The organism is Streptomyces sp. NPDC049887, assembly GCF_040656535.1.
Classification (GTDB): Bacteria; Actinomycetota; Actinomycetes; order Streptomycetales; family Streptomycetaceae; genus Streptomyces.
This window is the reverse complement of the sequence record NZ_JBFAMM010000011.1, coordinates 1-15,483: the sequence shown is the minus strand read 5'-3', so window position 1 is coordinate 15,483 and position 15,483 is coordinate 1. Positions and strand designations below refer to the sequence as shown.

The 15,483-nt window shown below is 73.5% G+C and carries 9 protein-coding genes; 4 read left to right on the top strand and 5 right to left on the bottom strand.

The genetic code is table 11. The features are described 5' to 3' along the window. Positions 1 to 8: 8 nt before the first annotated feature. Both lhgO and AB0J10_RS15625 read right to left on the bottom strand, forming a co-directional pair. The gene (gene lhgO, locus AB0J10_RS15630; protein WP_363061801.1) at positions 9 to 1,226 is read right to left on the bottom strand and encodes an L-2-hydroxyglutarate oxidase; all 1,218 of its coding nucleotides are present in this window, start codon (positions 1,224 to 1,226) and stop codon (positions 9 to 11) included. Positions 1,227 to 1,340: 114 nt separating this feature from the next. Continuing rightward, positions 1,341 to 2,786 (bottom strand): MFS transporter, encoded by a 1,446-nt coding sequence (locus AB0J10_RS15625; protein ID WP_363061799.1) that lies wholly within the window; start codon positions 2,784 to 2,786, stop codon positions 1,341 to 1,343. A 725-nt stretch (positions 2,787 to 3,511) separates the two neighbouring features. On the opposite strand from AB0J10_RS15625, the gene AB0J10_RS15620 reads away from it, so the two are divergent. Then, positions 3,512 to 5,653: an asparagine synthase-related protein gene (locus AB0J10_RS15620; protein ID WP_363061797.1), complete on the top strand. Its 2,142-nt coding sequence runs from the start codon at positions 3,512 to 3,514 to the stop codon at positions 5,651 to 5,653. 232 nt (positions 5,654 to 5,885) lie between these two features. Here AB0J10_RS15620 and AB0J10_RS15615 read toward each other — a convergent pair whose 3' ends face one another. Together AB0J10_RS15615 and AB0J10_RS15610 are read right to left on the bottom strand one after the other, a co-directional pair. Beyond that, positions 5,886 to 7,808 carry a sigma-70 family RNA polymerase sigma factor gene (locus AB0J10_RS15615; RefSeq protein ID WP_363061795.1) on the bottom strand — a complete coding sequence of 641 codons (1,923 nt, stop codon included), beginning with the start codon at positions 7,806 to 7,808 and terminating at the stop codon, positions 5,886 to 5,888. A gap of 499 nt (positions 7,809 to 8,307) precedes the next feature. Continuing rightward, a complete protein-coding gene (locus AB0J10_RS15610; protein WP_363061793.1) occupies positions 8,308 to 9,072 on the bottom strand; it encodes a helix-turn-helix domain-containing protein in 765 nt (254 codons plus the stop codon). A 338-nt stretch (positions 9,073 to 9,410) separates the two neighbouring features. Between AB0J10_RS15610 and AB0J10_RS15605 the strand changes: the two genes are divergently transcribed. Both AB0J10_RS15605 and AB0J10_RS15600 read left to right on the top strand, forming a co-directional pair. After that, entirely contained in the window at positions 9,411 to 10,964 is a 1,554-nt protein-coding gene (locus tag AB0J10_RS15605) for an FAD-dependent oxidoreductase (protein WP_363061791.1), read from the top strand. A gap of 242 nt (positions 10,965 to 11,206) precedes the next feature. Beyond that, positions 11,207 to 12,910, top strand: coding sequence for an ATP-binding SpoIIE family protein phosphatase (locus tag AB0J10_RS15600; RefSeq protein ID WP_363061789.1), 1,704 nt, complete (start codon positions 11,207 to 11,209; stop codon positions 12,908 to 12,910). A gap of 21 nt (positions 12,911 to 12,931) precedes the next feature. Here the strand turns inward: AB0J10_RS15600 and AB0J10_RS15595 are convergent, their stop codons facing one another. Beyond that, positions 12,932 to 14,221 carry an MFS transporter gene (locus AB0J10_RS15595; protein ID WP_363062098.1) on the bottom strand — a complete coding sequence of 430 codons (1,290 nt, stop codon included), beginning with the start codon at positions 14,219 to 14,221 and terminating at the stop codon, positions 12,932 to 12,934. A gap of 393 nt (positions 14,222 to 14,614) precedes the next feature. On the opposite strand from AB0J10_RS15595, the gene AB0J10_RS15590 reads away from it, so the two are divergent. Continuing rightward, positions 14,615 to 15,118, top strand: coding sequence for a MarR family transcriptional regulator (locus AB0J10_RS15590; protein ID WP_363062096.1), 504 nt, complete (start codon positions 14,615 to 14,617; stop codon positions 15,116 to 15,118). Positions 15,119 to 15,483 lie beyond the last annotated feature (365 nt).

Sequence of the window (15,483 nt, the reverse complement as noted above, 5' to 3'; positions counted from 1 at the left end):
GGGCCGCGTCACACCCCGGCGAGATGGGCGAGCGCCCGCCTGGCCACCTCCCGGCCGATCGGCAGTGAGGCGGTCGCCGCCGGCGACGGTGCGTTCAGGACGTGGACCGCCCGGGGCGACTCCTTGATCATGAAGTCGTCCACCAGGGTGCCGTCCCTGAGCACCGCCTGGGCCCGGACACCCGCGGCCACCGGCCGCAGATCGTCCTCCGCGACGGCCGGCAGCAGCCGCCGCACGGCAGTGGTGAAGGCGCGCTTCGAGAGCGAGCGGTGCAGCTCGCCCGCGCCGTAGCGCCAGTGGCGCCGGGCGATCCGCCAGGAACCGGGCCAGGCCAGGGTGGCCGCGAGCTCACCCGGGCGGACCGTGGACCAGCCGTATCCCTCGCGGGCCAGCGCCGGGACGGCGTTCGGTCCCACGTGGACGCCGCCCTCGATGCCGCGTGTGAGGTGGACCCCGAGGAAGGGGAAGGCGGGGTCGGGCACCGGGTAGACCAGGCCGCGCACCAGCTCGGGGCGGGCCAGCTCGTAGTACTCCCCGCGGAAGGGCACGATCCGCATGCCGGGCCGCTCCCCGGCGAGCTCGGCCACCCGGTCGCAGTGCAGTCCCGCGCAGTTCACCAGGGTGCGGGCGCGGACGATCCGGCCGGTGGACGTACGGACCGCGACACCCCACGGGCGCCGGTCGACGAGCCGCACCTCCTCGCCGTAGCGGACCTCCGCACCCGAGGCGGCTGAGACCTCCGCCAGCTGGGCGGCGACGGCCCCGAAGTCGCACACCCCGGTCGTGCCGACGTGGATCGCGGCGACGCCGCCGACCTCAGGCTCGTACTCCGCGATCTGGGCGGGGCCCAGTTCGCGCACGGGAATGCCGTTCTCCCGGCCGCGCTGGACGAGCGCGTGCAGCCGCGGCAGCTCCTCGCGCGCGGTGGCGACGATGAGCTTGCCGGTGACGTCGTGGGGGATGCCGTACTCGGCGCAGAACTTCACCGTCTCCGCCGCGCCGCGCACGGCGAAACGTGCCTTCAGCGAACCCGGGCGGTAGTAGATCCCGCTGTGGATCACCCCGCTGTTCCGCCCGGTCTGGTGGCGCGCAGGGCCCTGCTCCTTCTCCAGCACCACCACGGAGGTGCCCGGCGCGGCACGCGTCAGGGCATGGGCCGTCGACAGCCCGATGATCCCGCCACCGATCACCAGCACGTCGCAGTCGAATGCGGCCGCCTTCACCACACACCTTCCAGCCCGGCAGTGCCCTCCCGGGAAACGTCCCGCCCCCGATGATGCACTGGCCCACCGACGAGCGCCTTAAACCGGGTGGGACACGCGTCACGGGACGCGCACGGCTCACGCCGGTGCCATCAGTAACGGTCTGGCCCGCTCCCTCAGCTCCGCCACCCTCGGTTCGTCCCCGTACGGCTCCAGTCGGTGCAGCAGGTCCCGTACGTACTCCGTCGTACGCGCGGAGGAGATCCGGCCCGCGACCTCCACCGCGCGGGTCCCCGCCGCGCAGGCGGCGTCCAGGTTGCCGGACTCCAGCTCGGCCACGGCGCTCACCACGAGACGCAGTCCGTGCGAGCGCACGTACTCCTCCGTGGGCCGGGACAGCGCCTGCTCGGTGAAGCGGCGCACCTGGCGGGGCGCCTTGAGGTCCCGGTAGCACTCGGCGGCGTCCGCCGCGAACCGGTCGTACGAGTAGAAACCCAGCCAGGACGGGTCCGCGTCGCCCTCCCGTGAGCGCTCCAGCCAGCTCTCCGCGGCCTTCAGTGCCGCCCCGGCGGCGAGCGCGTCACTCGCCTTCGCGTGGGCCCGTGCCTCCACCAGCCGGAAGAAGCTCATCGTGCGGGCCGTCGCCAGGCCGCGGTTGCGCTCCACGGCCGCCTGCGCGAGGTCCACGCCCTCGTCGGCGAAGCCGCGGTAGGTCGCCTGCAGCGACATCGACGCCAGGACGTAGCCGCCCAGCGGGACATCGGCCGCCGCGCGTGCCAGCCGCAGCGCCTGGATGTAGTAGCGCTGGGCCGCCTCCTGCTGACCGGTGTCGAAGGCCATCCAGCCCGCCAGCCGGGTCAGCTCGGCCGTCGCCCCGAACAGGGCCCGGCCCACCTCGTCCGAGTACGAACCGAGCAGCAGCGGCGCCGCGTCGACCCGTAAGCACTCCGGGACCATCGACGAACGCCAGTCCCCGCCGCCGTACTTGGAGTCCCAGCGCCGGGCGTCCTCGGCCGCCTCGCGCAGCTTGGTCACATCGCTGTGGCCCACCCGCACCTGGCCGTCCTCGGGGCTCTCCTGGCTCTCGCCGCCCCCGGTTCCCCGGAGGGGGCGTTCCACGGACGAGTCGGCCGGGTTGATCAGCCAGCGGGAGGCGGGGGTGGCGTAGGCACTCACCGAGAAGGAACCGGCCAGTGACTGCCAGATGCCTCCGCCGCCCGCGCGCCGGCCGGCGAGATCCAGCCGGTAGAGCTCCGTGGCGGCCTTCACCGCCTCGCCCACGTCCCGGGGGAAGGCCAGCCCGACCTCGGGCGCCGGGTCGGCGTCCGCGAGCCCGATCTCGTGCAGCGGCACCGGGCGGCCCAGTTTCTGCCCGATGGCCGCCGCGATGAGATGGGGCGCGGCGCCCTGCGGCACCATGCCCTTCGACACCCACCGCGCCACCGACGTCTTGTCGTAGCGGAGGGTCAGACCGCGTTGCGCCCCGAGGTCGTTGACCCGCCGGGCGAGGCCGGCGTTGCTGATTCCCGCGAGGGCGAGAACGGTGCCGAGCTTTTCGTTCGGCCCGCGTTGCTCTCTGGACATGCGCCACCCCTCGACACGCAGACGGCCGCCGGGCATCCGCTTCCGGCGTTCGCTCCGCCCTCCCCACAGGGGGACAACTCCCCGGAAGCCGGACGCAAGAGCAGGTGTCCGAGCCCCCGGGAATATGCACCCCCCGAGGAGAACAGCAGTGACACACAGGGTAGTTCGCCGCATCCCGACCGTTAAGAGGCGGTGTTCCGTATGGCGAGATTGTTGTGTGTTCGGGCGGGAGCCCCCTCCGGTGCGTGCTCCGGGCGTGTGGCCGTGCGCCCGTCCGTGCGCTCTCGTCCGGCCCTCGGGGGAGCGCTTCCATGAGTGCTGCGTGGGTCGGCCCATCGGCGAGGGATCCGATGGGCTGGGGGACACCGCCGCCTCATTCCCCGCGGGTGGCGGACCGGTCCGGGAGGCGAGTGCCGCCTCCCGGACCGTGCGCCGGTGTCCGATCCTTTCGGTATGTCCCACTCTTCGTGTTCTGCAGATTGGCCGAATGCCGCCCCTTCGGCGGCGTTTCGCGCGCCGCCCGGGTCCCGCCCCGTTCCGTCCCGTCGCCGGCGTCCGGTTCCCGGGTGGCCGGGCGGTTCCATGTGGCCCTTGCCAGGGGCGCGTTCACTTTCCGCGCCCGCGACCCGGAGCCCCTCCCGTGCGCCCTTGTCGTGGCAGCATGTCCTCATCGGGGTGTACCGAATCGGGTGTGCCGAAAGTTGTCCACAGGCTGTGGAGGCGCGATGCGGTGGCTGGTGGGGTGGAGCAGTGTCGCCGCAAGCTTCGGTACGGCGGGAGCTGTCGGCTCCCGCCCCTCCGCCTCCGCCTCCGGCGACGACCACCGCACCGTCCACCCGGTCGGAGCCCAGCTCCTGTGGGGCGACCCCGATCCGCTGTGGGCCGTCGGCGACTGGCGGCCGGACGAGGTCCGCGTCGTCACCGCCGGCCCTCCCCCCGGCTTCACCGGAGGGACGCCCACCATCCGCCTGGCCGTGCTGGGCTGTTGCGCCGCCAGCGACGAGGAGCTGCGCGTCGGCCTCTTCGCGGCCCGCGGGGGCGCGCTGCGCCATCTCACCGCCTGGGCCGGCAGCTACACGGCCGTCGTCCAGGTCGGCCGCCGCATCACCGTCACCGGCGACCTGGCCGGAGCACGCCCCGTCTTCTACACCCCCTGGGCCAACGGGACGGCCTACGCGACCGCCGCACTGCCCCTGGCCGACCTCATCGAGGCCCAGCTCGACATCGGGCACCTCGCCGCGCTCCTGGCCTGCCCGGAGTCCCCCGAGGCGCTGCGCGACTCCACCCCGTACGCCGGGGTCAAACGGATCCCGCCCGGTCACGCCCTGATCCTGCGCGAGGGCTCCCGCGAGATCACCGGCTACGAACCCGTCGCCTCCCTCGCCGTCGCCGCGCCCCAACTCGACACGGACCGGGCCATGGAGGCCATGCGGGACGCGCTCGTCGACTCCGTACGCGCCCGGCTCACCGCTCCCCGGCACGCGCCCGAGACCCTGCCGCCCGACCCGGGACCGGTGCCCGGCATGGGGCCCGCGGAACGGCGCGCCGCCCGCGGCGCACCGGCGCCCGGCATCGGCGCCGACCTGTCCGGAGGCAGCGCCTCGGGGACCCTCGCACTGCTCGCCGCCGGTCTGCCCGGCGTCCCGGGCACGATCCTCGGCCACGGCACCGGTGCCGGGGAGCGGCTGCTGGCCGTCACGTTCAACGATCTCGCCACCCCGCAGGGACGCGAGGCCGAGATGGAACGGGCCGGGACCATCGCCGGGAATCCACGGCTGCACCACGTCGTCGTCGCCGCGGGGGCGGAGGCCCTGCCCTACGCTGATCTGGACGGCCCCCTCACCGACGAGCCCGGCCCGTCCCTCGTCGAGGCCGAACGCAACCGGCGGCGCCTCGTGTCCGGCAGCGCCGACCACTTCACCGGGCACGGCGCCCGGCAGGTCCTGGACGCCCACCCGGCGCGCCTGGCCGACCTGCTGATGGACCGTCGGAGAAGGCCCCTGCTCCGTCCCGTCTCCGCACTCGCCCGTGCCTCCGGCCCCACCGCCGGTTCGCTGCTCGTGCCGCTCACCGTCTACCGGGCGGCTCGGCGACTCGCCCGGACCCCCTACCGCACCGGCCTCGAGACGGCGGCCGCGCGGCTGCCCGAGGCCAACCGCCGGGTGACGGCCGTCGACGGGCCGCTCGGCGCGTCCCTCGCGGCACTCGCCTGGTCCCGTCCCGGGCCCGCGGCACGCTGGCTCACGGGCGAGGCACTCGCCGAAGTATCGGTTCGTCTCCAGGAGGCGGCGACCCGGCCGACCTCGGTGCAACGACCCGGTGAGGCCCGTGCCCGCGCGGCACTCGCGCGGTACGCCGCGGACCACCGCGTCATGGAGCAGGCTTCGGAGGTACGCAGCCAGCGGCTGCACGCTCCCTTCCTCGACAACCAGGTCGTCCGTGCCGCACGCGACCTCCCCGAGGCGTTGCGGGTCCAGCCCGGCGCACGCACCGCCGTCCTGCGCGCGGTCCTCGCCGGAGCAGGCGTCCACGACCTGCCGCCCGGCTGGGGCGCGCCTTCGCAGTCCGCGGCGACCACGGCGACGCGGGCGGGAATGCGGCTGTCGCTGCCGCATCTGCTGGACCTGTTCGACACTCCGCTGCTCGCCGACGCGGGCATCGTCGAGGCGAGGGTCGTCCGCAAGGCGCTGCGCGCGGCGTCCGAGGGCGAACCGGTGCCGTTGGACGGACTCGCGGACCTGGTCTCGACCGAGCTCTGGCTACGACGGCTGTTGGCACGGCGCGGCACGTGCTGGACGGGCACCGAGGCTCCCCGCCGCCGCGCGGTCGCCTCGGGTGTACCCCGTCGCCCGACGCTCCAGGCGTAGTTGCGCGCGGTCGCGGCCCTCGCGGTGGTGCCGGTGTGTGCGGGCGCGACGCTCAGGGCGCGGAAGGGCGGTGTGCGGGACGCTCGGCACCCGGACCTGCCGCCCTCCCGCCGGAGCGCCGTCTTCGCACCGGAGCGCCTTCGGCCATGAGGCCCGAGCCGGCAGCCCCGTGCGCGTGGCGCGGGTGCTCCGCACCGACACTCGGCAGACGATCCGTCCGCCCTCCGAGGCGCTACACGCAGGTGATCCGCGACCGCGCCCAGTCGGCGATCGCCGTCGCGGCGAGTGGTCGTACGCCGTCGGGTTCGACGACCAGGCGGAGCGTCCCGCGGCCGCTGAGGCCGACGGAGACGGGCACCGCCGGGTCACCACCGCGCAGCAGCGGCGACCGCCAGCGCCGCGCCCCGTCCGCGAACACGGAGAAGCGCACCGCTCCCAGACCCAGTGTCATGTCGTCGACGCCGACCAGCGCGTCGTACGAAGTGCACTCGCGGTTCAGGTCGATCGTCACGGACGACCTGGCGTGGACGGAGACGCCGTGCTCGTACCGGGTGCCGCCGATGGACATCCCGTGGCGCTGCCAGACCCAACTGTCGGGGGCGAGCCGTACTTCGGGCCGGGAGCCGTCGCCGGCCACCCCGTACTGGAGCTGGTTGAGCTGGTGGACGGTCGTGGGGTCAGCAGGCGTCGGCGAGGGTGAAGGAGTCTCCCCGGGCGGTCGGGACGGCGCAGGCACCGGCACCGGTGCCTGCGGCGGCGCGGGCACCGGACGTGGCTGGGACGGAGAGGCGCCCGGTGCCGCCGGCGGCACGGGGGGCGTCCGTCCACGGGGTGCCGCCCCGGGTGGGCCGACGGGCAGGGAGGGCGCGGGCGGTGCCGGCGAGGGTGCCGTGGAGGCCGGGGGCGCCGGAACGACGGGCTGCGCCGCCGGCGGCCGCGCATGCGGCTTCGGTGCCGGTTCACCCGCGAGCGCCAGTATCAGGCCCGCGCCCACCGCGGCCGCGACCGCGGCGGCGATCGCGGCCTTCACGGGAGCCGCGAGCCCCTCCGCCGCGGCCGCTCCGCCCACGCCACCGGACCCACCGGAGGCCGAGCCGGTCCCGGCCCCGGGCCCGGCCGCGGCGCCCGCCGAACCGGAGCCCACCCCGGCCCCGGCCGCCGCGGCACCCGCTCCCGCAGCGCCGACCCCGATGATCCCTGCGGCCTTGACCGAGTACCCCGCGGCGAACCAGCCGATGACGGCGACCGGCAGCAGGGCCGGGATCCCGGAGTTCACCTGCTCCAGCTCGCCCGCGGCCAGGCGGCATCTGACGCACGTCCCCAGGTGCTTGCGGAGGCCGCGCTCGGCCCGCATCCGAAGCCCGCCCCGGGCGTAGGCGCCGAGGTGGTCGGCGTACCGGGCGCAGTCTCCGCCCGAGGTGAGCGCCGAGCTCACATGGGCCTGCAGGTAGGCCTGCTTGAGCCCTTCCCGGGCGCGGCCTGCCAGGACCGCCGTGGCGTTGGCGGTGAGACCGAACAGCGGCGCCACCGCGCTCGGTGGTTCCTCCTCCACGGCGGTGTGCCACAGCACCGCCTGCCACCGCTCGGGCAGCGAGCGGAATGCCTGCAGGGCCATCGACTGCTCGGCCTGGTGCATGGCGCGTACATCGGCACCGAGCTCGAGCGTGTCCTCGCGCGGCACTCCGGTGGCGCGGGCCGCCTGGTCGGCGAAGGCCGCGAAGTCCTCGACCAGTTGCTCCCGGCGGGCGGACCTGGTCCAGGCTGCGGCGACGCGGCGCACGGTGGTCAGCAGATAGGCCCGCACCGCCTGTTCGGGTCCCGCGCCTCCCCGCACCGCCTGCAGCGTCCTGGCGAACACCTCTGCCGTCAGGTCGTCCGCCGTGTGGGCGTCACGGCAGCAGGTGCGGGCGTAGCGGCGCACGGCGTCCGCGTGCCTGCGGAAGAGCTCTCCGTACGCGCTGTCGTCGCCACCGCGCATCCGCAGGACCAGGTCGGCGTCCGACGGTGACGGTGGAGAGGGCGAGGCATCGAGACCGGGTCCCGATGAGCCGCCCTCGCGTTGCGACGGGACCCGCCCGCCGGTTTCCCCACCGAGCCGGCCGGCTTCGTCGCCGGTGCCTCCGGCGTGCGGCTCGTTGCGACCCTCACCGCTCATCGCGTAAGCCCCCGTACCCACCCAGTGACCCGAACACCGGCCAAGAGTGTCACAGGGATCGGGCTGTCAAGCCTCCCCCGCACAGTAACCACTCGTCCGGGAGACCATCCGAATCCAAGGACGACACCCGGCCGGTACAAGACGCCCTTCCCGAGGGCCCGTTCCCGAGCCCGCGTACGCGAGGAGACCGGCCGGCCGGTTGCGTTCTCCGCCGCCGGCCCGCTCCCGAGCCCCTCGTGCGCGTGAGGCACGCACGAGGGGGCCGTCCCGAGGCCGCGTAAGGGAACCGTCCCCCAGGGCCCCGTACGAGGGTCGACTCAAGCGGCCCCGGGTACGGGTCGAGTGGCCCCGCGTACGGGAGCCGCACCCGGAAGGCCCGCGCACCGGGACCGACCGACGAGAGCCCGTGTCCAGCCGGCGGTCGGCCGCGTCCGAGCGGCCGCGAGGTCCGATCGCGCTCCGCGCTCCGGCCGGCCGGCCGGAGGCCGTGCACCCGCGGTCACAAGGGCCGCGAGCGCAGCCCCTCCAGCAGGATGTCCAGCAGCCGTGCCGAGGCGGCCGCCTGCTGCGCAGCGTCCGGAAGGGACGGCGCGGCGGTGGCTATCACCAGCAGCACGTCCGCCACGGTGACGTCGACGCGCAGTTCACCGGCCCCCCGCGCCCGCTCGACCAGCTGCCCCACGACGTCGAGCAGCTCGCCCGCTCCCGAGTCGTCCTGCTCGGCGGCGGGCACCGGACGCGGTGCGACCACCCGCAGTTCGGGCTGTCCGGCGAGGCCCAGACGCTGCTGCGGCACCCGCGTCTCCTCCCGGACCGCGTCCTCGACGACCGTCGCGTCGTCGGCCACGCCGACCCGCAGAACGTGCGGCGGCAGCAGCCGGCCCGCACCCGAGGCCACCGATGTGCGCAGGAAGCGGGAAAGCGCCGACCAGGGCTCCTCCTCCTGGCCGAGGGCGGTCCGCGCCTGCTCCGTGAGCCGGGAGGTCTCCTCCTCGGCTATGCGCCGAACCAGCACGTCCTTGCTCGGGAAGCGGCGGTAGACCGTGCCCACGCCCACCCGCGCCCGACGTGCCACGTCCTCCATCGGAGCGCCGTAGCCGAGCTCCCCGAACACCTCGCGAGCAGCTCTGAGCACGTGCTCCAGATTGCGCTGCGCGTCCACCCGCAGCGGTGCCGAACGGCTGGTGGCAGCCGCGCCCGCGCGCCCGTTTCCACCGGCCTCCGTGGCGACGGCGCCCGACCAATGCGAATCCTGAATGTGCATGAATGTTCCCCCGGAAATGATGTCGTCTCCCCCCGGAGACTCCCCGCCGTGACGCCGGGGTGAATCAGACGAGTCACCGGCCAGAACACCCCGACGAGGTACGAACATAGTTGAGTCGGGGTCAATTCAGAAGGGGCAGTTCCGTCCGGTGCGCCCCCCGATCGGAGCAAGGGCCGGAACCTTCCTGATTCCACCCCCGCCACGGACCCGCTTTCTCCACGCTGACCTGCGCATCTTTCCCCGACGGCGGCGACCGCGCCGCCGCGGCGTGGCCAAAACCTCCGGTCACACAATCGGCCGGGGCTGTGGACAAACTCCGAGGAGCGTTGCGTCATGGGATGGTGAAGGCTGCATACTCCCGGGACACGACCCCAGGCACCCCGTCGCGCACGCGCATTCTCGTCGCCGGCGGGGGGTACGTGGGGATGTACACCGCGATCCGTCTCCAGCAGAAGCTGAGGAGCGAGCTGGAGCGCGGCGAGGTCGAGATCGTGGTCGTGTCGACCGAGCCCTACATGACCTACCAGCCCTTCCTCCCCGAGGCGGCCGCGGGTTCCATCTCGCCCCGCCACGTGGTCGTACCGCTCCGCCGGGTCCTGCACAGATGCAAGATCGTCAGCGGCGAGATCCGGTCCGTGGACCACGCCGAGCGCACCGCCACCTTCACCACCCTCGCCACCGAGGAGGAGGGGGCGGGGGCGATCCAGATCGGGTACGACGAGCTGGTGCTCGCCCCCGGCTCCGTCTCGCGCACGCTGCCGGTGCCGGGACTCGCCGAGTACGCCATCGGCTTCAAGACCGTGGAGGAGGCCATCGGCCTGCGCAACCACGTCATCGAGCAGATGGACATCGCCTCCTCCACCCGTGAGCCCGCCCTGCGCGCCGCGGCGCTCACCTTCGTCGTCGTGGGCGGCGGCTACGCGGGCGTCGAGGCGCTCGCCGAGCTCGAGGACATGGCCCGCTACGCAACCCGCTACTACCACAACATCAAGCCCGAGGACCTCAAGTGGGTCCTCGTCGAGGCGAGCGACCGGATCCTGCCGGAGGTCGGCTCGGAGATGGGGAAGTACGCCATCCGGGAGTTGCGGGCCCGCAACATCGACGTGCGGCTCGACACCCGACTCGACTCCTGCGAGAACCGGGTCGCCGTTCTCAGTGACGGGTCCCGGCTGCCGACCCGCACGGTCGTGTGGACCGCGGGTGTCCGGCCCGCCCCCGTCCTGGCGGCCACCGACCTGCCGCTCAACGAGCGCGGGCGTCTCAAGTGCACCGCCGAACTCACCGTCGAGGGCGCCGAACACGCCTGGTCGGCGGGCGACGCCGCCGCCGTGCCCGACGTCACCGCGAAGGAGCCCGGTACGGAGTGCGCGCCGAACGCCCAGCACGCGGTCCGCCAGACCAAGGTGCTCGCCGAGAACATCGTCGCCTCGCTGCGGGGACAGCCCTTGCAGACCTACGCGCACAAGTACGTCGGTTCCGTGGCGTCGCTGGGGCTGCACAAGGGCGTCGCGCATGTGTACGGCCGCAAGCTGAAGGGCTATCCGGCCTGGCTGATGCACCGCGCGTACCATCTCAGCCGCATGCCCACCTTCAACCGGAAGGCCCGCATCCTCGCCGAGTGGACGCTGTCCGGGCTGTTCAAGCGTGAGATCGTCTCCCTCGGGTCGCTGGAGCACCCGCGTGCCGAGTTCGAACTCGCCGCGGGCGGCGTCCCGTCCAGGCCGCTCGCGCGCCGCCACGAGGACCCGCCCATGAGTGCCCGGGAGAGGAGGCGGGGTCGGGCGTCCGGCACCCGTCCCGACGCGTCCGGGGCGCCGTCCGACGCCGCGGCGGGTGGCGACCGGGGGGTGAAGGGCCAGGACGCTCCAGGACCGGGAACCGAGGAGGGCTGACCCGCTGTCGGTGCGGTGCGCCACACTGGACGTGTGACGATAGGTGGCCGTGCGAGCAGCGCAGAGTGACGTGCCGGGGCGCGCCGTCCCCTCCGCACCGATCGACGACGAGACCAGCAGACCTGGCCGCTCCGGTGAGGAGCGGCCCCCGGAACCGGAACCGGACCCCCACCGGCCACGGTCACACACACGGGCGCAACCGCGCACGGCAACAGCAACGACACCACGAGGCTTGAAAATCCGTGAACTTCACGCGTTGGAGCGCCCGGCTCCCCGGTACGCAGCGTCGCGCCGCAGCGCGGACGGACCGCGGGTCCGTCCCCGCGGCCCGCGGTGAGTACGACCGGCGGCCGGACCGGCAGCCCGACGCCACCGACGTCGTCACCGATCCGCACGGCGCACCGGCCCCGTCGGCGGAATCCTCCGTTCCGGCCCTTGAGCACTTCCCCGTCCGCGGGTTGCTCGACGGGCTGCCCGCGCTGGTCGCCCTCGTCCACGGCCCCGAGCACCGGATCTCCTACGTCAACGAGGCGTACGAGAGCGCGTTCGGCCCCCGCGCCACCGGTGCCGCGGCCGCGGCGGCCTGCCCCGAACTCGGCGAACTGGGACTGCTTCCGCTGCTCGACCAGGTGCTGCGCAGCGGCAGGCCCCGCACGGTGAAGTCCCGCCGGGTCAGGGGCGGTGGTTCGTACACGGTCACGTGCCTGCCCGCCGAGGCCCCCGATCCGCGCCGGGAGGGCGAGTTCGTCAAGGGCGTCCTCGTCTTCGCCGCCGACGTCACGGCACACGCCGAGGCCGCCGAACGCCTGCGCGCCAGCGAGAGCCGTCACCGCGAGGCGGCCGTCACCCTGCAGCGCTCACTGCTGCCGCAGGAGCTCGAACAGCCGGACGACCTGCGCATCGCCGCCGACTACCGGCCGGGCGGCACGGACGCCGCGGTCGGCGGCGACTGGTACGACGTGATCACGCTCGGCGCCGGCCGCACCGCGCTCGTCATCGGCGACGTCATGGGCCGCGGCGTGCGAGCGGCCGCCGTCATGGGCCAGCTGCGCACCGCCGTCCGCGCGTACGCCCGCCTCGACCTGCCCCCGCACGAAGTGCTCCAGCTCCTCGACGGCCTGGCCTCCGAGATCGATCCAAGCCAGATCGCCACCTGCGTGTACGCGGTGCACGACCCGAACGAGGGCCGACTGGTGTACGCGTCCGCGGGCCATCTGCCGATCCTCGTCCGCGACGCCGACGGCACGGTCCACCGTGCCGAGGAGCCGACCGGCCCGCCGCTCGGCACCGGGGGCTGGCTGCACTCCTCCGCCACCATCCCGCTGCAGCCGGGCTCCACCGCCGTGCTCTACACGGACGGACTGGTCGAACGGCGCGGCGAGGACATCGACGAAGGTGTCGCCGCGCTGGAGCGGGCGCTCGCCGGAGCGACCGGCACTCCCCAGGTCGTGTGCGACCGGCTGATCCGCTCCCTGGGAGTCACCGCGGACCACGACGACGACGTCGCGGTCCTCGTCCTGCAGCACCCGACCCGCACGGGCGGGGACGCGGAGCTCTTCCACAATGCCGCCCTCGAACTGCTCGGCGGCGTGGAGGCCGCGCCCCGCGCACGGGCTTTCGCATCGGGGGTGCTTGCGTCGTGGCGGTTCCCCGTGGAGCTGCGCGACCTCGGTGTGCTCGCGGCGAGCGAGCTGGTCGCGAACTCGCTGCAGCACGGCACGCCGCCCATGCGGCTGAGGCTGCGGCGCACCGACCGCCGGCTGATCATCGAGGTCACGGACGGCGACGATCACCTTCCGCGCCGCCGCCGCGCCGAAACGGAGGACGAGGCGGGCCGCGGGATCTCCATCGTCGCGACGATCGCCTCGTCCTGGGGGAGCCGCCGCACCCCCGGCGGCGGCAAGGCGGTGTGGTGCGAGTTCGCCCTGCCCGAGCCGCCCGGTTAGCGGCGGCGCCGGCCGCCGCCGTCAGGCGCCGGCCGGCGCCCTGTCCTGCTCGGGTCGGTGCCGTGCGACGACCCGCGACGCGGACGCGAGCGAGGGCCGGTCCTGTACGGCCGTGAGGTTCCGCCCGAGCTTCACGGCCAGCACGCTGATGCCCAGGGAGAAGAGGACGAACGTCACGATGTACGGGCCGTGCAGCGAGGCCCCCATCGGGCCGCCCACCGCCGGGCCGACTGCCAGCGCCAGCTGCTTGACCAGAGCGAATGCGGAGTTGTACTGCCCGACCATGGACTCCGGTGCGAGGTCCGCGACGAGCGGTGCCACCGTCGGCGAGAGCATCGCCTCGCCGAGCCCGAACAGCGCGTACGTCGAGACGAAGGCGGCCGTCGCCATCGCCTGCCCGCCGTGCCCGAGCCCCGCGTAGCCGGCGACGAGCCAGGCCACGGCCCAGATCAGCCCGACCGCGGCGATCACACGCGACCGACGGCGCCGCTCGACGAACCGCAGCACGAGGAACTGCGCGAGCACGATCACCGCGGTGTTGGCCGCCAGTGCGTAACCGAGCGTCGCCGGGTCGATCCCCGCGGCCTCGGTGCCGTAGGCCGCGAGGCCCGACTCGAACTGGCCGTAGCAGGCGAAGAAGAGAACGAAGCCGAGGACGCACAGCTGCACCATGGCGCGGTGCCCGAGCAGCGCCCGCATTCCGCCCCTGGCCTTGGCCTCGGTGTTCTCCGGCATCGCGTCGGGGATCGACGGCGACTTCGGCATCCGCACGGTCGCCGCGATCACGGCCAGGACGACGAACATCGCGGCCTCGATCGAGAACAGCAGCGTGAAACTGCCGGGCCGGCTCCTGTCGACGATCTGCCCGCCGAACAAACCACCGATGCCCAGGCCCAGGTTCTGCAGGAAGAACTGCACGGCGAAGGCCCGTGTGCGGGTGGTCGGGCTCGAGCACCAGACGATCATCGTCGCCAGCGCCGGCTGCATCACGGCCGTACCGGCGCCCAGCAGCGCCGCGGACAGCACGGCGGCGGACACACTGTCGGCCAGGCCCATGGCCAGAGCCCCGCCCGAGGCCAGCAGCGCGGCCACGACGAGCACCGGCAGCGGACCGCGGCGGTCGATGGCCCGCCCGGTGAAGGGAAGTACCACGAGCGCGGCCATGGCGAAGACGGCGAGCACGACGCCCGCCGTGCTCGCCCCCAGGTCCCGCACCTGCGCCACATACACATAGAGGTACGGAACGGTGAACCCGAGCCCGAACGCGCTCAGCACGTTCCCTGCCTGGATCCGGCGCATTGCTGCGCCCATCGCCTTGGTCACACTCACCTGCCTCGGTCGATCAGTCCGGAGGACTGAAGCTTGAAGACTTAGAAACTAAAGTTAGAACCTCAACAGTACACATCGAAGGACTTAGAACCAAACCAGCGGCATGGGATAGTGAGGCGCATGTCCGACACCCCCGAGCAGAGGCCCGCCCGCCCGGCGCGGGCCGAGCAGGCACCCGCGACAGCACCGCCCGGCCCGTCAGACGAAGAGGCCGGCAAGCCGGCGCAGGGGTCCCCGGCCGGAGCGGCCGCTCCCTCCGCCTCTCGCTCCTCCTCTTCATCCGCCGGTCCGGCCGCGCCCAAGCGCTCGGCGTCGACCACCCGGGGAAGCTCCGCGAACCCCGGGGCATCGCAGGAGCCGAGCCTCGACGAGCAGATCGCGGCCTACCAGCGTGAGTTCCGCGACCTGGACCCCCAGGTGGAGAAGGTCGTCTCGGCCCTCGGTCGGCTCAACCGCCGGATGAACGTGGCGTACGGCCGCCAGGTCGCAGCGCTGGGCATCAGCAATGCCGAATGGGAGGTCCTCAAGACGCTGGTCCTCTCCGGGGCCCCGTACCGTCAGGGCCCCGGAGATCTCGCCAAGCGACTGGGCCTCACCCCGGCGGCCATGACCCACCGCATCGACCGGATGGCGGCGGAGGGCCTGGTCACCAGGGACCGGGACGAGTCCAACCGGGTGCGCGTGATCGTCGAGCTGACCGACGAGGGCCGCGCGAAGTGGCTGGAGGCCATGCGCATGGCCACGGACTTCGAGGAGGACCTGCTGCAGGACCTCACAGGCGAGGAACGCGGAGTCCTCGGCGAGATGCTGATCCGACTCCTGCGCCGCGTCGAGCAGGCCCAACCGGATGCCGGTGGACGACTCACCGACCTCGACTGAGGGCTGTCCCGCAGGGGCTGTGGGACAGCGCGCGAGCCGGATACGGGCCGGCGTCGACTCGGTGAACGGCGCGGGTTGACACCGCCCGCGCCGATCCGTAAGGTTCTTCGAGTTGTCACGGAGCCGGAACGGTTCTTCGACGACCGATCCCGCCGCGAACGCGGCAAACCAACTCTGCACGATATCCCAGCCGGGATGATTTTCGGCATGCCGAAATTCATTTCGATCGGCCCGATTATGAGCCGACTGGGAAATGGGCTAGAGTTTGGGCGTCGGAACGGCCCGGTGGCCGGAAAGACAACCCCCTCTGACTGGGAATCAGGCCCGAAAGGATCTGATAGAGTCGGAACCGCCGGAAAGGGAAA

Coding starts and splice junctions, on each gene's coding strand:
- AB0J10_RS15625 (WP_363061799.1), bottom strand. CDS start 2,786: ATGTCCAGAGAGCAACGCGGGCCGAACGAAAAGCTCGGCACCGTTCTC.
- AB0J10_RS15620 (WP_363061797.1), top strand. CDS start 3,512: ATGCGGTGGCTGGTGGGGTGGAGCAGTGTCGCCGCAAGCTTCGGTACG.
- AB0J10_RS15615 (WP_363061795.1), bottom strand. CDS start 7,808: ATGAGCGGTGAGGGTCGCAACGAGCCGCACGCCGGAGGCACCGGCGAC.
- AB0J10_RS15610 (WP_363061793.1), bottom strand. CDS start 9,072: ATGCACATTCAGGATTCGCATTGGTCGGGCGCCGTCGCCACGGAGGCC.
- AB0J10_RS15605 (WP_363061791.1), top strand. CDS start 9,411: ATGGTGAAGGCTGCATACTCCCGGGACACGACCCCAGGCACCCCGTCG.
- AB0J10_RS15595 (WP_363062098.1), bottom strand. CDS start 14,221: ATGGGCGCAGCAATGCGCCGGATCCAGGCAGGGAACGTGCTGAGCGCG.